The following is a 19,753-nucleotide window of genomic DNA, read 5'->3' as shown; positions in this document are numbered from 1 at the left end:
TCAAAGCCTCATGTCGATGCGCCCGAGAGTGCCAATTATTGGTCGGGCCGAAGGGTCTGGTTGCGCTTGGGTCGCGTGTTCGGGTTCTGATGCCGCAGTATGCGCATCGTTCTGTTCGTCCGATCCTGTGTCAGACGAAGTCCCGAGATCGAAAGACAAATCCCCCAGTCCAAGGGACTTGAACTCGGCCTCCAGCAACGAGATGTGCCGCCGCATCATGTCCAGTGTTTCGGGGCGTTCGGTGGCGATCGTCAGATGCAGCCCATCGTCGCGGCCATTCATGACGATCGAAACACGCCCCAGTTCTTCGGGGTTAAGAGCGATTTCGATCATACCTGATTGCGGTCGCGCGTGGATTGCCGCAGCCATTTGACCTGCGACGGCGCGGGCCGTCTCAGCGCGGGCAGATGCGGTCAAGGCTTGCGTGGCTGCCATAGTGTCGCGGGTTGAGGATGTGGGTGATACATCTTTGAAAGACGGGATTTCGCCTAATTCGGTTGTGGCAGAAACGTCGGGGACAACAGGGTTTTTTTCTGTCGCCATGATCTGCATCTGAACAAGACTGGTTGCTGTATTGATTGGCGTGCGCGGCTGCGCGGCCGGAGCGTCCTGAACTGGCTCGACCAGATTCGGATCGGCTGCATGTTCCGACAAAACCGGTGTCGGCGGTTTGGACGTTTGAGTTGCTTGGGCCAGTGATGTCGAATTCACCGCCCGATTAACGTCAGGCGCTACGGGCGCGGGAGTCTTGGTCGGTGAAACATGCGGTAGATCAGAGTCGACACGGCCGGACTGTTGGATTGGTGTATCCGGCTTGACGATGATGGCAGCCGCCGCCTCGCCCCTGACCACCGGTTTTTCCGGCGCCAGTGCAGTCCCGAATACTAGAATGGTGCGATCTTGTTGGACCTCAGGATTGCCATTGTCCAACGAGGTTGGCCGGTCAGTTGGCAAAGGCTCGGCATCTGTAGGTTCGTCGCTGATGGGCAGCTCATGTTGTACCGCCTCAGCGTCTGGCATCGGAACATCCGGCGTTTCGGCATCATCGGTGGTCGTTTCTGTCTGCTCGTCCAGAACGGATTGAAACGAACCCGCCTCTTTCTGTTCAGGCTGTTCCTGCGCGTTCTGGTTGCCTTTTGCATGGGTGGTCGGCGCTGACATCGCCGCTGTAAGAGGGTTGGGCATTTTGCTCCGACTCCGGTTGTGTGACCCGAAATCTGCCTGCAGGAAGTTACGTTTATTTTAACCGCTTTCGCCTTTGATCAAGAAAGTTCGACGTAAATTTCGGAGAAAACAATGCAGATCTCTGCGACCTTACCCACGCATCAAACACCCACCACATCCGACAGGCTGCGCTCTGCCGCGGTCGAGATTGAGGCAGCGTTTCTTTCGGAAATGCTCAAGTCGGCAGGGTTGGGTGAAGCGCGCAAAGCCTTTGGTGGCGGTGCGGGCGAAGACCAGTTCTCATCTTTTCTTGTTCAGCACCAAGCACGCCAGCTGGCCGAATCCGGTGGCGTTGGCCTTTCAGAAATTCTTTTGCGGTCCATGATGGAGAAAACCAATGCCGACAAAATCTGAACCTGATCTGGTGCAGTCTCTTGAAGAGGTTTTGGACCTGGAGCGCTCTGCTCTGATCGAAGGCGATCTGGATCGCCTTAATCATATGGTCCCTGCAAAGGAAAAACTAATCGGGGCGATCAACGAACTGGATGTGTTCGAAAGCGAGGATTTGATTCGCGTGCAAAAAAAGGTCGAGCGGAACCAGGCACTGCTGAACAGCGCGGCGGATGGGATTCGCGCTGTGGCCGCGCGCATGGCCGAACTGCGCCGGGTGCGTCAGGAATTCAGCACTTACGGGGCTGATGGGCAACGCAATGGCTTCGCGGTGCGCAGTCACCCGAAACTGGAAAAACGGGCATAGATGTCGGTTTGATTCAAATCCGAATTTTTCCGCGTTTGGGTTTTAGCACTCCGTTAGGGGATCGGCGGCAAAGGTGGTCGGGCATCTGAAACAGCAGGTGGCGCGAACAGCCCGACGGCGGATCGCAATGATCAGAAAGACGTTAAAGCCCGCATGTGGTGCGGGGTTAGCACGGGCGCAAAGGGCCCATACGAAAAAAGGAAGAAGCTATGTCCAGCATTCTGACCAACAATGGCGCAATGGTTGCGCTGCAGACCCTGAAATCGGTCAACAAGAACCTGGCAATGACCCAGAACGCGATCTCGACCGGTAAAGATGTTGCCACGGCCAAGGACAACTCGGCTGTGTGGGCAATCTCGAAAGTCATGGAATCCGACGTGAAAGGGTTCAACGCGATCAAAGACAGCCTCGCCTTGGGTGAGTCCACTGTCGCGGTGGCGCGGAACGCATCGGAAACCGTGACTGATCTGCTGAACCAGATGAAAGGCAAGATCGTCGCGGCGCAGGAAGACAACGTGGATCGCGGCAAGATCAACGACGACGTGACCGCGCTGCGCGATCAGATCACCGCTGTTGTCGGAGCGGCCCAGTTCAACGGGCTTAACCTGGTTAACGGGTCGGCGGGTTCAGCTTCTATTCTGGCTTCGCTGGATCGTGACGCGACAGGCGCTGTTACGGCTTCTTCCATTACCGTGACGGGGCAGGATCTGTCGGTTGGGGGTTATACGGCCAATGACATTTTCTCGGGCAGCTCAGCGGGTGCCTCGGCCAACGGTGACACTGTCGCGATCGCGCTGGATAATGGTGGCGGTAACGAACAGATTGAAATTGCCGAAAACGCCACCGCCTTTGCGGCCGGAGACAGCGTTAGCCTTACTGTTGGCGACAAGACCGTGTCCTATACTGTGACCGCTGACGATGCTGCAGCGACAACAACGGCTGACATCGTTGCCATTGCTTTGAAAGGCAAAGTTGACGAGTTGGGTATCGCCGGTTTGACCGTGGATTATGACAGCGGCACACCAGGTACACTCGATTTCACCAATGCCGGTGGCAATGACCTGACTGTCAGTGGTCAGTTCGCCAATGCTGGTTCTGGTGGTCTGGGTGCGTTGTCTTCGATTGATGTGTCCACCGGTGCCGGTGCCACCGCCGCTCTGGGTACGATTGAGACATTGATCGACACGGCTATTGATGCCTCGGCGGCCTTCGGTTCGTCGCAAGGCCGGATCGAAACCCAGAAAGAGTTCATCTCGAACCTAGCGGACTCGTTCAAGTCCGGTATCGGCTCGCTGGTTGACGCCGACATGGAAGAGACCTCGGCCCGTTTGCAAGCCCTGCAGGTGCAACAGCAGCTGGCCACCCAGTCGCTGTCGATCGCCAATCAGGCACCACAGTCGATCCTGTCGCTGTTCCGTTAACTTCAGGAACCTGGACGGGGCGTGGTTTCGCGCCCCGTCCCTGATCGCCCGCAGACGGCCTATTGGAAGGATTTCAAGTGACTCCGCAAACTCTTGCACAGCGTGCGTATGCACAAACCGCCGCCCCGACCCGCACACCGCGAGACACCGAGTATGAGGCGATTTCAAAGATCACACATCGCCTTAAGGCAGCGGCTGCGCGCCAGAAATCGGATTTTGGGGCATTCGTTCACGCGTTACACGAAAACCGCCGACTGTGGACGGTATTGGCCAGTGGCGTCACAGATTCCGACAACGCGCTACCAAATGAGCTGCGCGCCCGGATTTTCTATCTGGCCGAGTTTACCGAACAACACAGCAGTCAGGTGCTTGGAAACAAGGCAAGTGTTGAGCCGTTGCTCGAGATAAATATGGCCGTACTGCGTGGTCTCCGTCAGAGGGGGACTGCCTGATGGGAGGACTTGTTCTAAAACTCGCCCCGAAAGAGAGAGTGTTAATCAATGGGGTAGTCGTTGAAAATGGCGATCGTCGAAGCCGATTTTCGATCATGACCCCACAGGCGAATGTGTTGCGTCTGCGCGATGCAATTCACCCGGATGAGGTCAATACACCTGTCCGCCGTGTTTGCTATGCCGCCCAGCTTGTTCTGTCTGGCGATATGGAGCCGGGAGACGCCCGCCAACAGCTGTTGCGCCGGGTCGAGGAATTGAGCCAGGTGTTCACCGACGCAGATAGTCGCAAGGTTCTGGCTGAAGCGACCGAAGCGCTACTGACCGAGCAGTATTACAAATGTCTCAAATCCCTGCGTGCGCTGTTGCCGCGTGAGGAACGGTTGATGGCCTATCAGCAATGACATTCCAGCCGGTCATTCCCACTGGTGGCATTGTTGGCTGGCGTTTTCTGCAGCGCACTTATGACGCGCAGATCGAGAGCTTTGCATCGTCTGCCGTCAATGAGCGTGAGTCGCAATACTTCTTGGACAACATTGGCAAAGTGCAAACCGCCGAGGATCTGGTTTCAGACCGACGGTTGCTTCAGGTGGCATTGGGTGCGTTTGGGCTGGAGGGTGACATCAACAATCGCTACTTCATCCAGAAGATATTGTCGGACGGCACCAGCGCGGATGACGCCTTGTCCAATCGGCTGGCAGATGGCCGGTACCGAGAGTTTTCCGAAGCTTTCGGTTTGGGCCCAGGTGAAATTCGACGCACTGGCCTGGTCACGTTCATGGAAGACATCGCGCGCGACAATGTTGTCTCGCGGTTCGAAGTCGCCGTTGGAGAACGCGACGATACGATGCGTATTTCGCTCTATGCGCGCCATGCTTTGGCAGATCTCGCGGCTGAAGACACAAGCGCGGATACGAAATGGTTTGATCTGATGGGTTTACCTCCGTTGCGCAGCATGATGGAAACAGCGCTTGGTTTGCCATCCAGTTTTGCGCAACTCGACCTGGATCGACAGTTAGAGGTGTTCAAAGACCGGCTGTCTCGTGCAACAGGATCAGAAGATCTGAGCCAGTTCACTGACGAATCTGCAATCGACCAATTGACGGACAGGTACTTGGCACGAAGTCAGATTTCCCAGCTGCAAAGGACGATCTCGCCGGCGCAAACAGCCCTGATCCTGCTGGGTGGTTAGCCATTGGCTTTACGCCAGCAGGGTCAATCGAAATCCGTTCAAACAGGAACTGTGGTTTCAGCCGTTCAGCACGGCGTCAGCAGCCGTTCGCAGCGCATAGGACTCGACCGGTTTCGACACATTGTGAAGCTTAACATCACCCAGTGGGATAGCGTTGGCACATGCGGGGACGATATCGGCCGAAACCACGATCCGGTGATTGACTGTTTTGCCATACTCCCCAAGGCGTGCAGCTACATTGGCGGCTTGGCCGACCACTGTAAAATCCAGCCGTTCACGCGACCCGACATTGCCGTAAGTCACGCGCCCAAAGGCCACGCCGATCGAACAATCGCAATGAACTTCTGATCCCGATTGACGCAACTCGCCCAGCTTTTCGACTATTTGCACAGCCGTTTTCTGCGCATTGTCACGTGCCGACTGGGCATCTTCCCCGGCGGGGAAGACAGCCAGAACCGCGTCTCCGATGAACTTCAGGACTTCACCTGCGTTCTCATGGACGATGTTTGAGACGGTTTCAAAGAAATCATTCAGAAGACTGATATAGGTTTCCCGCCCCAACCGTTCTTCAAGGCTGGTCGAGTTGCGCAGATCACAGAACATGATCGCCGCATCAATCTCGTCCCCGTCACCCCGCCGGATTTCACCGCCCAGCACTCGCGCGCCCGAGCGTTTGCCCACGTAGGTTTCCAGAAGGACCTGCGCGTTTTCCCGCTGCATAAACACTTCGTAGAACCGCGCGATGACCGAGGAGCATTCGAAAACCAGCCCCAGATTCTCGGTGGTGAAGCCATGCGGATGATCGCAGGTCAGCGTTATGACATTGGTGCGCCCGTCAGAAAACGGCAGCGGCATGGCGACGTAATCGGTCGCACCTTTGGCGCGCAGATCCTCAATAATGGGAAAGCTATTGTGCGGGTTCTCATCATTCAGGCGTTGTCGTACACCGCCCAACCCATTGGAAACATGGCGCAGGGGGCTGTTGATGTAAGCGGGATGATCATGGATTTCGTAGGTCGGCACATTGGTCGAAATCTCGTCTTTGTCCTTTTCCCAGATGTAGTGTTTGCCTGCGATCAAAGGGTGCAGCGACCAGACAAGAATACTCAGCCGCTGAATTGCGATCCCGTGTTCCAGCATCTTTTCTGCCAGCGCCTTGGTAAACTCCTCGGACGTTTTGATGTCCGAGGCCCCCCGCATCAACCAGTCGATCAGCGGGCCGCTGATATTGCCGTCATCCGGCGTCTTGAGCCGGTTATCGCCCAAATCCATCCGATCATAAGCGGTTGATGCAAACCCTATATGGCCCTGAATGATCTTGCTTTCAGGCAGGGCATCTTCGTAAGCCCAGACTGAGTTTGCCAAGGTTTCGCCCGGCAGCAACACGTCCTGATAGGTGGCGGTGCCTTTGAACGGGCAGAAGGTTTGCAGATCGGTTTCAGCGCTCAGGTCGATTAGAACATCCTGGCGCGGGATATAGATCATCGGCGGCAACCGTGTTTCGTACATCACCTTGGCGTCTGCGCTTTGCGCCAGCAGGATGTCACCCCGGTATACCGAGACCAAGCCATTCAATCGTTCGACAGTGATTCCATAGCCACTGGACTTTGGTGCTGCGTGGACGTTCATAGGTAACCTCCTTGGCACAGGTTCCTAAAGGATGGGGCTTTTGCGCAGTCATTCCAAGGGGCGCGGTGCATTTTTCGAGAGCGTGAACCGCGCAATCAAACCATCTGAATGACGTCTTTCTCGATGGACAGCATGTACCCTTTTTTGGCGATGTTCTTGACCAGCAACTCGCTGACCATCTGATTGCCCAACGCATCCCGCAACCGTTTGATCCGTGTCGCGCCCGCGGCCTCGTCGCAATCGGCAGCATCCTTGCCTGAAATCACAGCCTCAATCTGAGCGCCAGACAGCATCTCGTCATCCAGCCGGGATTCAGCCAGAACAGACAAAGTCTCCATCGCGGCAGGGGTCAGTTTGAAATCCATGTTATTGAGGTAAACAGTGTTTTCTTCGCGGCTGATCAACAGGGACGTAACTTGTATACCCGTACGTTCGATCTGGGCCATGCGCCGGTTTAGCAAAACCAACATGACCAGAAACACAAGCGCGGTGACCAGCATCGCGCTGGCGAACACCAACAACACGAAAATCACCATCCGATAGCTTGAGAGCGTATCCGCAAACGCCGTGCCCGACTGGGCCAGAATTTCGAGCAGCCGAATTTCGGTCTGCGCGGTCAGATCGCTTTCGACAAACAATCGTTCGACGCGGGCGTTAAAGGCGTTTGCGTCGGGCAGAGTCCAGAACAGGAAGATGGCAGCCGTCACCAGAATCAAAACGATTGCGGCAATTCCTGCACCGACCAGACGTACTCCGGATCGTCGGGCCTCAGTAACGGAGATAGAATTGTCCGGCATTTGCCTTCCTTTTATCCAGCCCTTCCGGCCCAAACACCGACATCACGTTCAGCAAGGTCCAGCCCGACCCGCGCAGCCGTTGCGACACTTCTTGAGTCGCCTTGCCCTTGTCGCAGGCCGACACTTGCATCACCCCGTAGTGCAGGCGCAGGGGGTTGTCCTGTTTTGCCTTGTAATCGGCATAACAATCCGCCGCAGCCACAGAGCTTGCGACCGATATCAGGGCCAGAACAGCCAAGAAAGATAGGATCTGTTTCATAGGCCGCATCCTGCGCATGGCTTGGCCTGATATTCAATAACCCAAGGGGTTTTGGTGTCCTGATATTCGATAACATTTGCCCGTTATTGCTTGTCTGAGGGGGGCGTCCTCATTGTCGGTGCAAGGAATTCGCGATCGTTCACGGATCGCCCCAGCACTAAAAGGACAAGCACCATGCATCGGAAATTCATCGCCCTGATCGTAGCAACCGCCATCACCATAACAGGGGTGTCAGTGTCGCAGGCGCGGGCCGCAGATGCCAAAGACATTCTGGGTGGCCTGGCCGCCATCGCGATCATTGGCGCTGGCGTGCACTACTACAACAAAGAAAAAGACAAAGACCGTGACCGTCGTCACCGTTCGCACGTTCAGACACCTAAGCCGGTTCACCCCCATCATCCGGTTCGCCCGCTGCCCCACCACGTGGCCAAGTATGATCTGCCGAAACACTGCCTGCGGACGTACGAGCGTTACTCGCCCCACCATGCGCTTTTGGGGCCGCGTTGTCTGAAAAAGCATTACAAATACACCAATAGCCTGCCGCAAGAGTGCAAAGTCGGTTTCTGGAATGGCAAAAAGGTCAAGCGCGCCTACGAGCCCGCCTGCCTGCGCCATCACGGATACCGCGTGGTTTACCAGTAACCGTTTTCGAGCAGGAGCGGCGCCACAGAAGCGCCGTGCAGGAGAGGGTGGCGCAAGCTGCCCTCTCTTTTTTGTTGCGGACGGTGGCGAAACACGGTTTGCCAGAAAGGATGACAACTCCGAATTATGACATCGAACAATCAGCCAAAGCCCATGGGTATGTGCGGATCGCGGGCGTGGATGAGGTGGGCAGGGGCCCCTTGGCAGGGCCCGTGGTTGCGGCTGCAGTGATTCTGAACCCCGGGGACATTCCGCAGGGGCTGAACGATTCCAAGAAGCTGACCGACAAGCGCCGCGCTGCGTTGGACACTTCAATACGTGAACGGGCCGAGTTCGCGGTGGCCCAGGCCACAGTTGCCGAGATTGATACACACAACATCTTGCGCGCCTCGCATATCGCGATGGAGCGCGCAGTGGCCGCCTTGGACCCGCCCCCGGATTATGTGCTGATCGACGGCAACATGATTCCGCGCGGTTTGACGATCCCGGCGCAGGCGGTGGTCAAGGGGGATGGGCGGTCGGTCTCAATTGCAGCGGCATCGATCCTTGCGAAAAACTGGCGCGATCAGGTGATGGTGGATTTGGCGCAACAGCATCCCGGCTACGGGTGGGAGTCGAATGCAGGCTATCCGACAAAAATGCATCGCGAAGCGTTGCGAAATCTTGGCGTGACCCCACACCATAGACGTTCGTTCAAACCGGTCCACAATATATTGTATCAAGAGTAAATCGTAAGTCGCTGATTCAAAAAAGAAATTGACGGCGATTCGTCTTTGACTCATCCTTGTCTCAACCAAATGAGCGCAAAAGCGCCGTGGATACTTGAGGCAGTATAATGACCATAACCACCAAAAAGGGCGCAAAAGCGCTCCCTTTGAACACGATTCTATCCGGGGACTGCATCGATGTGATGAACAGTCTTCCCGAGGCGTCGGTTGACCTGATCTTTGCAGACCCGCCGTACAATTTGCAGCTGAAAGGCCAGCTGCACCGCCCGGATAACTCTCAGGTGGATGCGGTGGATGATCACTGGGATCAGTTTTCCAGCTTTGGGGCCTATGACCAGTTCACGCGCGAATGGCTGAAAGCAGCGCATCGACTGTTGAAGCCCAATGGTGCGATTTGGGTAATTGGTTCATATCACAACATCTTCCGTGTTGGCTCGGCCCTTCAGGATGCGGGTTACTGGATTCTGAACGACGTTGTCTGGCGCAAATCGAACCCGATGCCGAATTTCCGGGGCAAGCGGTTCACCAACGCGCATGAGACGATGATCTGGGCGTCCAAGCGTGAAGGCGCGAAATATACGTTCAATTACGAGGCCCTGAAGGCGTTGAACGAGGGCGTACAGATGCGCAGCGACTGGGTGCTGCCGATCTGCACCGGTCATGAACGTCTGAAAGATGAGAAAGGCGATAAGGCGCATCCGACTCAAAAGCCGGAATCGCTGCTGCACCGGGTGCTGGTCGGTTCGACCAATCCGGGCGATGTGGTGCTGGACCCGTTCTTTGGCACGGGTACGACCGGCGCTGTCGCCAAGATGTTGGGGCGCGAGTTCATCGGCATCGAACGCGAGGAAAGCTATCGTAAAGTGGCCGAGAAACGCATCGCCAAGGTCCGCAAATTCGACCGCGAGGCGCTGGAGGTCAGTGCCAGCAAACGCGCCGAGCCGCGCGTGCCCTTCGGTCAGCTGGTCGAGCGCGGGATGCTGCGTCCGGGCGAGGAACTCTATTCGATGAACCAGCGCCACAAGGCCAAGGTCCGCGCTGATGGCACGCTGGTGGGCGACAATGTCAAAGGCTCGATCCATCAGGTGGGGGCACATCTGGAAAACGCGCCGTCCTGCAATGGCTGGACCTATTGGTGCTTCAAACGCGACGGCAAGACTGTGCCGATCGACGTGCTGCGCCAGCAGATCCGGGCTGAAATGCACAACTGAATACCGCCGGTGCCTGTGGCCTGACACAAGGCACTAAGCCTTGCCCCGCCGTTCTCGGCGGGGTCTTTTGTTTTCATCACATTCCCATTTCGGTATGAATTCGATATAGCCCGCCGCGCACCGAGGGAGCCTCAGCCATGTCGGATACCACAGCCAGCGAATCCCGGTTTGGCCGGTTTTTTGTGACGCAACCAGACAGCTACGATCTGGACAACAAATACACCGAGGCCGCGCTGGAAAAGCACAAACGCGAGGGGTTGGAACTGGCCGTACGCGCACGTTGGGTCGCGATGGGACTAACCGGTGTGCTTTTGGTCTTTCTGAATCCCCAGTGGGAGGTGATGTGGTATCACTTCATTCTACTTCTGATCTGCGCAAACGGTTGGTTCATCCGACGTGCGGGCCGTGTCGGGCAATCGCGGGTCGAACTGCTTTTGATCTTTGTGGACCTTCTGATCATGACGCTGGGCATGATCATCCCGAACCCGTTCAGCGACGACGTCCGGCCACTGGCCATGCAGTACAGGTTCGATAACTTTCAGTATTTCTTCATTATTCTGGCGGCGGGAACACTTGCTTATTCCTGGCGGACAGTTGTGGCAATCGGGTCGTGGACTGCGATGATGTGGACTATTGGCTGGATCGTTGCATGGTGGGTTGCGACTCCGATCCCCGGCCTCAGCGAGCGGGTTGCTCAGGCGTTGGCTGGCTATCCTGACGTGGCCGAGTTCATGGACCCAAACAGCTTTATGCCGTCGCTGCGCATTCAGCAGGTCATTGTGTTCGTGATGGTTGCCGTGACGTTGGGTATCTCGATGCGGCGGCTGAACCGGTTGTTGATGACAAATGCCGGGCTGGAGCGGGAGCGCGCCAACCTGTCGCGCTATTTTTCGCCCAATGTGGTGGATGAGCTGAGCCAAAATGATGAGCCGCTCAAGCAGGTGCGCAAGGAAAATGTCGCGGTTTTGTTCATAGATATCGTGGGGTTTACCAAATACGCGGCGGGGCGTGATCCATATGAAGTGATCGAAGTCCTACGCGGGTTTCATGCCCGGATGGAGACCGAGGTGTTTCGCCATCACGGAACGTTGGACAAATATCTGGGGGACGGGTTGATGGCCACGTTCGGAACCCCGGTGCCCACGCCGCTGGACGCCAGTAATGCTGTGGCTTGCGCGCGGGACATGGTGGGGGTCATCAACCGTTGGAATGTTGAAAGACGGCGGCTGGGCGAGCCGGAAATACGGGTTGGGATCGGTGTTCACTACGGCTCGGTCGTATTGGGGGATATTGGGGCGAACCGGTTGGAATTTGCCGTCATAGGCGATGCGGTGAACGTGGCCGCAAAACTAGAGGCGCTGACCCGCGATTTTGACGTCAAAGTGGTGCTGAGTGACGAGGTTTGTACCCAGCTTTCCGAGGAAGGATCAAACGCTGCGATTTTGACCGAAGGATTTGTGCGACATACAGGTCAGAGCGTGCGGGGTGTAGAGCATCCGATGGATATTTGGGTGAAGTAGGTGCTCCCGCCAGTCTGTACGGCATCAAAGATGCCCTAAAGACTGTTGGGCCGGGCAGCGCGCGGGAGCGCGCTGCGGTCATGCGGGGGGCAACGGGTTTCGCGACTTATTGTAGGGCGACCAGTCGGTTATCTCGGGGTAGTATTGCCGCCTCCAGGCCTTGACACGGGGGTTCATCACGCGCCTCCACAGGGGCGGTATCATGGCGGCAACAGTCATAACGGGATAGCCGTAGGGCAATTGCGGCGCTGCGTCCTGCGAATGGTGTTGCAGCAGGGGAAAGCGGCGGTTGGGTTTGTAGTGGTGGTCCGAGTGGCGCTGCAGATTGATCAGCAGCCAGTTCGACGCCTTTTGCGAGGCATTCCACGAGTGGCGCGGCTGGACATGCTCGTATTTGCCCTCGCCCAGGTGTTTCCGGGTCAGGCCGTAGTGTTCGACATAATTCACCAGCTCCAGTTGCCAGATCGCAACGCCCGCCTGAATCAGGAACAGGGCAAGGCCCGAAAGACCTCCGATCAGTAGGGCCAGCAGCAGCATTCCTGCCTGCAACGCCCAATAGCGCCAGAACGGGTTTGCGCGGTCAGTCCACGGGCGATCTTTGCGGGCCAGCTTGTCGCGCTCGGCCCGGAAGGCCGAGGTCAGGCATTGCCACAGGACACGAGGGTAAAAGCGGTGGAAGCCTTCGTTATATCGGGCTGTGACAGGATCTCGGGGGGTGCCGACAAAGCGGTGATGGACCAGCAGGTGTTCTGATCGGAAATGTGAATACAGCACCATCGCCAGCAAGATATCCCCCAGCCAGCGCTCGGCCCGGCCTTTCTGGTGCATCAGCTCGTGGCTGTAATTGATCCCGATCGTGCCCGAGATCACGCCCATGCCAAAGAACAGCCCGATCTTGGACGCCGTGGACAGGTGGTCTGTATGTGTCGCGAACCAGATCAACCCGAACAGGGTCAGGAACTGAACCGGCACCCACGCTTTGGTCAACAAGATATACCAGTGCAGCGCAGTGTCGGGAGTGTCGGGGTCGGCGTTTTCAAGGTTTAGGCCCGTCAATCGATCCAAAACCGCGAAAGCCCACCAGGTCGATAACGGCACAAGCAACACCCACCAGCCACCTGCAAATGCGGCGACCCAAATCAATGGGATCAACAGCAAAGACACCCAGAATGGCAATGCTGCTTGCCAGCGAGACAGACTGTCTGTTGTGATCATTTGGCGCTCCGAACTAATGTAATCAGGTTAGACCCGGCACGCATTGTGGCACAATGGGTTACGTCGCGCGCCAGAGGTCATACGCCTTGCGCATCACTGTGGGCAGGTCACTGGGGCGGAACGCGTGTTTTTCGATGATTACCAAGCCACTATAACTCTGATCAGCGGGCAGATTGGCCGTCCAGATGCGCAAGATCAGATGAAAATGGGTAAAGGTATGGTGCACCTCACCTGACAATAGCCGCCAATCCGCTGCGAACGGTGGTGTCTCGGTCGGAGCCTCAGACCACTCGGACCCCGGCCAGCCCAACATTCCGCCCAGCAGGCCCTTATCGGGGCGGCGTTCCAGCAGCAGCGCCCCGTCTGAGCCTTGGGCGATGTAGACATGGCCATAGCGCGTAGGTTTTGGCTTCTTTGGCGTTTTGCGCGGCAGGTCCGCCTGTGTTCCGGCCTTGCGGGACCGACAGGGTTCGCGCAAAGGGCAAATTCCACAGGCCGGAGATTTTGGCGTGCAGATCGTTGCGCCTAAATCCATTACGGCCTGAGCATAATCTCCGGGTCGGGCCTGCGGGGTGTGTGCGGCGGCCTTGTCTTTCAGCTGCGGTTTCGAGCCGGGCAAGGGATCGTGTATGTCGTGCAGCCGTGCCATGACACGTTCGACATTGCCGTCCAGCACCGTCTCGGGGCGGTCGAAGGCAATGGCCGAGATAGCGGCGGCAGTATAAGGGCCGATGCCGGGCAGCGTCAGCAAAGCTTCGTAGGTGTCGGGGAACTGACCGCCATGTTCGTCCGCCACCACGCGGGCGCATTTCAGCAGGTTGCGAGCGCGGGCGTAGTATCCCAAGCCAGCCCACTCGCCCATGACCTGATCATCTGGGGCTGCGGCCAGCGCCTGCACCGTGGGCCAGCGCGTCGTGAACCGCATGAAATAGTCGCGCACGGCGGCCACGGTGGTCTGTTGCAGCATCACTTCGGACAGCCAGACGCGATAGGGGTCGGGCAGCACTCCGGCGGCCCGATCTGTGGGGCTGACGCGCCACGGCATCTGGCGGGCGTGGCGGTCGTACCAGTCCAGCAATTCGCTGCTGACGTCAAATTCGCCTGTGTCACGCAATTTTTAATCATCTCCCTGTCGGGTTTCGCTGGCGCCCGGTGTTCTGCCCTCTACAATAGTGGTGCAGGAGTTGGAAACCAGATGCAGCGCAGACGTTCTTCGACCCGCGGGTTCAAACGCACCGCGACATTGCTGAATACGCAGATCAGGCGCGCTGGCGAAAGCCGGGGGTTTGCCGTGTCGCGCATCCTGACTCACTGGGCCGAGATCGTGGGGCAGGACATGGCCGCCATCGCGCGCCCTGTGAATGTGGGCTATGGTAAGGGCGGCATGGGCGCGACGCTGACTGTGCTGACCACTGGCTCGCAGGCACCGATGCTTGAGATGCAAAAGGAACAGCTGCGCGGCAAGGTGAACGCGGTCTACGGTTATAACGCCATCAGCCGGGTTCGTATCACCCAGACCGCTCCGACAGGATTTGCCGAGGGGCAGGCCAGTTTCGATCACAAACCGAAGGCGGCGAAACCCACACTGAAACCGGAAATCGCGGCCGAAGCGGACCGGGCAGCGCAAGGCGTCCATGATGGCGATCTGCGTGCAGCCCTTGAACGTCTGGGCCGTAACGTTCTATCCAAACAAAAACGCTGAGAAAGGGCTGATACATGAGCCGTATTGCAACCGGAATTTGCGCGGCCGTCGCCATTGCCGCAGGCAGCTTTTTGCTGTCGTCACCAAACGCGTCATTTTCGCTGATCGGCAGCGCCGAGGCGCAAGAGGCTGAACTGGACACCTCGACCATCGTCGAAATGACTCAGGGGGCCGAGGATGCACCGGTCGAGATCATTGAATACGCATCCTATACCTGCCCGCATTGCGCGAATTTCCACAAAGGGCCGTATAAGCAACTCAAGAAGGATTTCATCGACACCGGCAAGGTTAAGTTCACCTACCGCGAGGTTTATTTCGATCGCTACGGCCTGTGGGCCTCGATGGTCGCGCGCTGTGCTGGACCCGATAAGTTCTTTGGCATCTCGGACCTGATCTATGAAGGCCAGTCCGAGTGGACGCGCGCTGGCGGTCCTGCTGAAATCGTGGATGAACTGCGCAAGATCGGGCGTCTGGCAGGGATCGACAACGATCAGCTTGAAGCCTGTCTGCAGGACGGAGACCGGGCGCGTACTCTGGTCGCTTGGTATCAGGAAAATGCCGAAAAGGATGGTATCCAGTCGACACCTTCGTTCATCGTGAACGGTAAAAAGGTCGACAACCAGTCTTATGACGAGTTCAAGAAGCTGATCGAAGCTGAATTGGGCAGTTAATATGGGTTGGCCGGTCTTAGGACCGGCCGCTACCTACGGCGACGGTGCGATTTTAAGTAGCATCTGCCTGACGTTGTCGGCGTCATTGACACGCAAACGGACGGGCAACGTTATTACTTTGCTGCGAAAGGCGGCGGGCAAACGAACAGCATCTTTTTCCGTTGTGACCATTTGAGCGCCCAACAAACGTGCCTCGTTTTCCAGGCGGGTCATCAACGCCGAGGTCAATGGTTGATGATCGTCCAAGGCTTCGGCCCGCAAGAGTGTCGCGCCTTGATTGCGCAAGGTCGCGAAGAACTTTTCCGGGTGGCCGATACCGGCAAACGCCAATACGGAAGTGTCGCTCCAGTCCATACCCGTTTGCAGAGGCTCAACCGCACCGGTGGCATGTGGAACAGTTAAATCCCCTGCCCAACGGTCTGAGAATTGGGCCTGCGCATCTGCGTCGCCCAACGACAAAACCAGATCGGCCCGCTGAAGCCCTACATCGACCGGTTCGCGCAACGGGCCTGCGGGCAGGCACAGGCCATTGCCGAACCCGCGTTCCGCATCCACAACGATGACCGAGAAATCCTTTGCGACCGAAGGATTCTGAAACCCGTCATCCAGCACAATAACCGTTGCTCCGGCTTGGGCCGCGGCTTTTGCTCCGGCGGCGCGATCTTTGGCGACCCAAACATCGGCGAATGCCGCCAGCAAAAGCGGTTCATCGCCAACATCTGCTGCGGTGTGTTTGCCGGGATCGACGCGAACCGGCCCGTCCAGCGATCCGCCATGGCCGCGGGTGACCACATGGGTCTGATGCCAGGCGTCGCGCAGTTGTTCGATCATCCAGATGACCGTAGGCGTTTTGCCAGTGCCGCCTGCGTTCAGGTTACCGACACATATAACCGGCACACCGGGGGCAAAGCCGGGATCGCTTGCAACGCGGCGAGCGGTTGCTGCCGCATAGAGGTGCCCAAGCGGCGACAGAAGCAGGGCCGCCAATGACGGTTTGTCCGGCGCAGTATTCCAGAAATCAGGTGCTCGCATGATCTTGGCCCCGCTGGTCCAGACTGTCCTGTACAATTTCGATCAGGTGATCCGTTTGCGGAGCGCCTTCGGACACGATTTCCCAACCCGCCAGAGCCATTCTCGCGGCCTCGTCAGGTGCCAGAAGTTCTACCACTGCATCGCCCAGTTCGGTCGCGGTGCGGACCAATCTAGCCGCACCTGCTCTGTTTAGCTGATCATATAGCTGCTGATGACGATGCACGAAAGGTCCGTGAATGACCGCGGTTCCCAGAGCAGTTGCTGTCAGCGGATCGCGCCCCCCTGCACCCCGTTCAAGCGAACTGCTCATGAATGCTACGGGTGACAGACGATACCACAGCCCCAGATTTTCAGGGTCCGATGTCAGTATAACCTGTGTTGTATCTTCGATTGTCCCTCCGTCATCCCAATTGACGCATCTAAGGTCCATCGAGAGCAGCCTGCGATGCAGTGGTTCGGCCTCGGACATGTCGGCGACATGAAGGATAAGAGCCAAGCGCGGCAGCATCCGCATTGCCTGGCGGTGCGCGCTGAGGACCGAGATGAATTCTTTGTCCTGAACCCAGGTTGCCAACCACACTGGCCGGCTGGACAGCGCGTGGGTCATTTCGATCAATTCATCTTCGGGCCAGGGACTTGGATTGGGGCTGACGTGCAAGGGCGGGGCCGTGTCGACTTTGGAGGCCGGGACGCCGAGCCTGCGAATGTGTCTAACTGTTTCGGGTGAAGTGGCAAGAATTGTTTGAAAACAATCAAATGTGTATCGTGTGATATCGGGCAACCATCGTGCGCCGCGTGCCACGTGGATATCAATCTCGGCTTCGATCAGAATCAGGGGTAGCCCACGTTCTTCAGCGCGGGTGATCACGTTGGGCATTAACCCGCCACCGACCCATAGACCAAGGTCGGGGCGCCAATGATCCAGAAATTCTCGTGCGGCGCCGGTCTGTTCGGACGGCAGATTGACCAAAGGATGGCTGCTTGCGTCCCACCGTGTCAAATCGACTCCGGGCGGAGCCGTCAGCAAGACCGACAGGTTGGGACGGGATTGGCGCAGACGTTGGCAGAAGCCCTCGACCACGCGCTGGCGATCCTGAGAGGCGATATGTATCCAGATCAGCTCACCTTCGGGGCGCGGGATGTAGGGTTTGTCCGTCCCGTTGGGAACGCCCCAGGACAGAACGCGATAGGCCGCAAGGCTAAGAGAGCGCGGTTTGCTCATGCCTGTATTCCAGGGCCTTCCGGAGCCAGTCTTTCCGACAATTGGGTGTGAATCCGCTGCCCCGCAGCGATGACCCCGTTCAGGCGCGGATTCGGGTTGTTGAACCGCAATAAGCTTCCAGTGCGATCCGTGCAGGCTCCTCCGGCCTCGCGAATGATAAGGTCTCCGGCGGCGATGTCCCATTCCCAGCTCGGGCGTAGTGTCAGCATACCGTCGAACCGCCCCTGCGCCACCAGCGCCAGTCGATAGGCCAAAGACGGACGATAGGTCCGGATGAAGTCTGGAACATCTTGGTTGCGCCAGTGACGCGCGTCCAGATTTGGCTTTGCGGCCAGAACCTGTGAGGTTTCCAAGTCAAAGGCGCCGGACACCCTGATCGGCGCGCCGTTAAGCGTGGCCCCCTGTCCTTTGGCAGCGGCGTAAAGCATGTCGCGCAAAGGTAAATAGATCACAGCGGCCGTGACTTCGCCCTGCTGGGCGACCGCAAGCGAATGCGCCCAGGTTTTTGACCCTTCCGCGAAACTGCGGGTGCCGTCGATCGGATCAATGATGAACACGCGATCTTTGGACAGACGAGCCTGCGAATCTTCGGTTTCTTCGCTGAGCCAACCGTAATCGGGCCGCGCAAAGGGCAGGCGTTGTTCCAGCATCGCGTTCACGGCCAGATCGGCTTCGGTCACTGGACCGGCTCCGTCGGGTTTGTCCCAGCGTCGCGCAGTTGTGCCAGAGTACCGCGTTGCGATCCTTCCGGCTTCAAGCGCAGCGTCGATCAGCAGTTGCAGGTCAGTTGCCGGCAAGTGTCATCCCTTCGATCAGAACCGACGGCACAACGCGCGACAGGTAAGGTCGTGCGTCATTTGCCGGAATGATCCGCCTGAGCATGTCGCGCAGATTGCCCGCAATGGTACATTCGTTGACCGGGTAGGCGATCTGCCCATTTTCGATCCAGAACCCCGAGGCCCCGCGCGAGTAATCGCCAGTATTGGGGTTGATCGTGGACCCGATCATCGACGTGACCAGCAGCCCGGTGCCCATGTCACGCAGCAGGTCTTCGCGGCTTTGCGTACCCTGGGTCAGGCTCAGATTCCAATTACTGGGCGAAGGTGGGCCGGACACGCCGCGTACCGCGTTCCCGGTCGAGACCATATCCAGTTTGCGCGCACTGGCCAGATCCAATGTCCAGCCAGTCAGGACACCGTTTTCGACAATAGCCCGGCGTTGGGTGGGCAGTCCTTCGGCGTCGAACGGGCGCGATCCGGCAATGCGCGGACGATGCGGGTCTTCGATCAGGGATACGTGGGAAGGAAGCACCTGCTCTCCCAGACAGTCGGACAGCCACGAAGATCCACGCGCGATGGCGGCTCCGTTGCTTGCACCCAGCAGATGACCGATCAACGAGGACGATATGCGTTCGTCAAACAGGACCGGGAACGTACCGGTCACTGGCTGGCGCGCGCCGACCAGCTGCACAGCCCGTTCACCCGCGCGGCGACCGATGTCATCGGGGCTGCGCAAATCGGACTGGAATGTACGGCTGTCGCCGTCATAGTCGCGCTCCATCCCGGTTCCCTCGCCCGAGATTGCAACGCAAGAGGTCGACCGGCTGCTGCGTTCATACCCGCCCGAAAAGCCGTTGGTCGCTGCCAGGTGCACGCGGTGAACCCCATAGGCCGCCGCCGCGTCTGATACTTGTGACACGCCTTGCACAGCCAGCGCGGCTGCTTCGGCTGCCAGAGCATCCTTTAGCAAGTCTTCGGCACTCGGCTCAGGCATTGGATCGAACAACTCAAGTGCCTCTACATCCCAATCAGCTGCCAGCTGATCCGTCCGTGCCAGTCCGGTAAACGGATCTTCGGGTGCTTCTTTCGCCATTGCAACGGCGCGTTCGGCCATGGCTGTCAGGGTCTCGGGGCGGCTGTCAGAACTTGAAACGATCGCCTGACGCTTGCCCAGAAACACCCGCAAACCCAGATCAGCCCCTTCCGAGCGTTCCGCATGTTCCAACGCTCCGCCGCGGACTTCGACCGAAACGGATGACCCGTCAAGTACGATGGTGTCTGCAGCGTCTGCTCCGGCCTTGCGGGCGGCGTCCAGCAGATCTTGGCTGATATCTTCGGGCGTGCGGGTCATGAAACCTCCGGT

General features: G+C 57.9%; 22 protein-coding genes. 12 read left to right on the top strand and 10 right to left on the bottom strand.

Going from position 1 to position 19,753, the window contains the following annotated elements; translation table 11 throughout:
* Nucleotides 1-1,185 (bottom strand): flagellar hook-length control protein FliK, encoded by a 1,185-nt coding sequence (locus J7380_RS16470; RefSeq protein WP_209196819.1) that lies wholly within the window; start codon nucleotides 1,183-1,185, stop codon nucleotides 1-3.
* 111 nt (nucleotides 1,186-1,296) lie between these two features.
* On the opposite strand from J7380_RS16470, the gene J7380_RS16465 reads away from it, so the two are divergent.
* From J7380_RS16465 to J7380_RS16440, 6 genes are all read left to right on the top strand, one after another.
* Nucleotides 1,297-1,578, top strand: coding sequence for a rod-binding protein (locus J7380_RS16465; protein ID WP_170355422.1), 282 nt, complete (start codon nucleotides 1,297-1,299; stop codon nucleotides 1,576-1,578).
* Complete coding sequence (locus J7380_RS16460) at nucleotides 1,562-1,921, top strand: flagellar export chaperone FlgN (RefSeq protein ID WP_209196818.1); 360 nt, start codon at nucleotides 1,562-1,564, stop codon at nucleotides 1,919-1,921. The genes J7380_RS16465 and J7380_RS16460 overlap by 17 nt, the downstream gene beginning before the upstream one ends.
* 209 nt (nucleotides 1,922-2,130) lie before the next feature.
* Nucleotides 2,131-3,342 carry a flagellin gene (locus J7380_RS16455; protein WP_170355420.1) on the top strand — a complete coding sequence of 404 codons (1,212 nt, stop codon included), beginning with the start codon at nucleotides 2,131-2,133 and terminating at the stop codon, nucleotides 3,340-3,342.
* Nucleotides 3,343-3,419: 77 nt separating this feature from the next.
* A complete protein-coding gene (gene flaF / locus J7380_RS16450; protein WP_170754618.1) occupies nucleotides 3,420-3,794 on the top strand; it encodes a flagellar biosynthesis regulator FlaF in 375 nt (124 codons plus the stop codon).
* Nucleotides 3,794-4,195 carry a flagellar biosynthesis repressor FlbT gene (gene flbT, locus J7380_RS16445; protein ID WP_170355418.1) on the top strand — a complete coding sequence of 134 codons (402 nt, stop codon included), beginning with the start codon at nucleotides 3,794-3,796 and terminating at the stop codon, nucleotides 4,193-4,195. The genes flaF and flbT overlap by 1 nt, the downstream gene beginning before the upstream one ends.
* Nucleotides 4,192-4,983 (top strand): DUF1217 domain-containing protein, encoded by a 792-nt coding sequence (locus J7380_RS16440; RefSeq protein WP_209196817.1) that lies wholly within the window; start codon nucleotides 4,192-4,194, stop codon nucleotides 4,981-4,983. Before flbT ends, J7380_RS16440 begins: the two co-directional genes overlap by 4 nt.
* Before the next feature lie 57 nt (nucleotides 4,984-5,040).
* Here J7380_RS16440 and J7380_RS16435 read toward each other — a convergent pair whose 3' ends face one another.
* The 3 genes from J7380_RS16435 to J7380_RS16425 form a co-directional block, all read right to left on the bottom strand.
* Nucleotides 5,041-6,612: a DUF427 domain-containing protein gene (locus J7380_RS16435; RefSeq protein WP_209196816.1), complete on the bottom strand. Its 1,572-nt coding sequence runs from the start codon at nucleotides 6,610-6,612 to the stop codon at nucleotides 5,041-5,043.
* A 95-nt stretch (nucleotides 6,613-6,707) separates the two neighbouring features.
* On the bottom strand, nucleotides 6,708-7,409 hold the full coding sequence (locus J7380_RS16430) for a helix-turn-helix domain-containing protein (RefSeq protein ID WP_170355415.1): 702 nt from the start codon (nucleotides 7,407-7,409) through the stop codon (nucleotides 6,708-6,710).
* Entirely contained in the window at nucleotides 7,381-7,668 is a 288-nt protein-coding gene (locus J7380_RS16425) for a hypothetical protein (protein ID WP_209196815.1), read from the bottom strand. The genes J7380_RS16430 and J7380_RS16425 overlap by 29 nt, the downstream gene beginning before the upstream one ends.
* 174 nt (nucleotides 7,669-7,842) lie before the next feature.
* Here J7380_RS16425 and J7380_RS16420 point away from each other — a divergent pair, with 174 nt between their 5' ends.
* The 4 genes from J7380_RS16420 to J7380_RS16405 all read left to right on the top strand — a co-directional run bounded on the left by J7380_RS16420 (nucleotide 7,843) and on the right by J7380_RS16405 (nucleotide 11,769).
* Nucleotides 7,843-8,310 carry a hypothetical protein gene (locus J7380_RS16420; protein ID WP_170754612.1) on the top strand — a complete coding sequence of 156 codons (468 nt, stop codon included), beginning with the start codon at nucleotides 7,843-7,845 and terminating at the stop codon, nucleotides 8,308-8,310.
* 47 nt (nucleotides 8,311-8,357) lie between these two features.
* Entirely contained in the window at nucleotides 8,358-9,038 is a 681-nt protein-coding gene (locus J7380_RS16415; RefSeq protein WP_209196814.1) for a ribonuclease HII, read from the top strand.
* A 107-nt stretch (nucleotides 9,039-9,145) separates the two neighbouring features.
* Nucleotides 9,146-10,249 carry a site-specific DNA-methyltransferase gene (locus tag J7380_RS16410; RefSeq protein WP_209196813.1) on the top strand — a complete coding sequence of 368 codons (1,104 nt, stop codon included), beginning with the start codon at nucleotides 9,146-9,148 and terminating at the stop codon, nucleotides 10,247-10,249.
* A 137-nt stretch (nucleotides 10,250-10,386) separates the two neighbouring features.
* Nucleotides 10,387-11,769 (top strand): adenylate/guanylate cyclase domain-containing protein, encoded by a 1,383-nt coding sequence (locus J7380_RS16405; protein WP_209196812.1) that lies wholly within the window; start codon nucleotides 10,387-10,389, stop codon nucleotides 11,767-11,769.
* Between the two features lie 78 nt (nucleotides 11,770-11,847).
* Here the strand turns inward: J7380_RS16405 and J7380_RS16400 are convergent, their stop codons facing one another.
* Complete coding sequence (locus J7380_RS16400; RefSeq protein WP_209196811.1) at nucleotides 11,848-12,984, bottom strand: alkane 1-monooxygenase; 1,137 nt, start codon at nucleotides 12,982-12,984, stop codon at nucleotides 11,848-11,850.
* Between the two features lie 58 nt (nucleotides 12,985-13,042).
* The gene (gene mutY / locus J7380_RS16395) at nucleotides 13,043-14,098 is read right to left on the bottom strand and encodes an A/G-specific adenine glycosylase (RefSeq protein WP_209196810.1); all 1,056 of its coding nucleotides are present in this window, start codon (nucleotides 14,096-14,098) and stop codon (nucleotides 13,043-13,045) included.
* A gap of 81 nt (nucleotides 14,099-14,179) precedes the next feature.
* On the opposite strand from mutY, the gene J7380_RS16390 reads away from it, so the two are divergent.
* Nucleotides 14,180-14,686, top strand: coding sequence for a DciA family protein (locus tag J7380_RS16390; RefSeq protein ID WP_209196809.1), 507 nt, complete (start codon nucleotides 14,180-14,182; stop codon nucleotides 14,684-14,686).
* A gap of 14 nt (nucleotides 14,687-14,700) precedes the next feature.
* The gene (locus J7380_RS16385; protein ID WP_209196808.1) at nucleotides 14,701-15,357 is read left to right on the top strand and encodes a DsbA family protein; all 657 of its coding nucleotides are present in this window, start codon (nucleotides 14,701-14,703) and stop codon (nucleotides 15,355-15,357) included.
* A gap of 33 nt (nucleotides 15,358-15,390) precedes the next feature.
* On the opposite strand, the gene lpxK is transcribed toward J7380_RS16385, so the two are convergent.
* Genes lpxK through J7380_RS16365 form a run of 4 tightly spaced genes read right to left on the bottom strand, consistent with a single transcriptional unit; the run spans nucleotide 15,391 to nucleotide 19,741 of the window.
* Complete coding sequence (gene lpxK / locus J7380_RS16380) at nucleotides 15,391-16,389, bottom strand: tetraacyldisaccharide 4'-kinase (RefSeq protein WP_209196807.1); 999 nt, start codon at nucleotides 16,387-16,389, stop codon at nucleotides 15,391-15,393.
* Nucleotides 16,376-17,611, bottom strand: coding sequence for a glycosyltransferase N-terminal domain-containing protein (locus J7380_RS16375; protein WP_209196806.1), 1,236 nt, complete (start codon nucleotides 17,609-17,611; stop codon nucleotides 16,376-16,378). The genes lpxK and J7380_RS16375 overlap by 14 nt, the downstream gene beginning before the upstream one ends.
* Entirely contained in the window at nucleotides 17,608-18,408 is an 801-nt protein-coding gene (locus J7380_RS16370; RefSeq protein WP_209196805.1) for a 3'(2'),5'-bisphosphate nucleotidase CysQ, read from the bottom strand. The genes J7380_RS16375 and J7380_RS16370 overlap by 4 nt, the downstream gene beginning before the upstream one ends.
* Nucleotides 18,395-19,741 carry a TldD/PmbA family protein gene (locus J7380_RS16365; protein WP_209196804.1) on the bottom strand — a complete coding sequence of 449 codons (1,347 nt, stop codon included), beginning with the start codon at nucleotides 19,739-19,741 and terminating at the stop codon, nucleotides 18,395-18,397. Before J7380_RS16365 ends, J7380_RS16370 begins: the two co-directional genes overlap by 14 nt.
* Between the last annotated feature and the right edge of the window lie 12 nt (nucleotides 19,742-19,753).

Origin of the sequence: Ruegeria sp. R8_1 (assembly GCF_017743815.1) — a bacterium.
In the GTDB taxonomy this organism is placed as follows: domain Bacteria; phylum Pseudomonadota; class Alphaproteobacteria; order Rhodobacterales; family Rhodobacteraceae; genus Ruegeria; species Ruegeria lacuscaerulensis_A.
The sequence above is the reverse complement of the archived record's forward strand: the minus strand, read 5'-3'. Positions and strand labels throughout refer to the sequence as shown.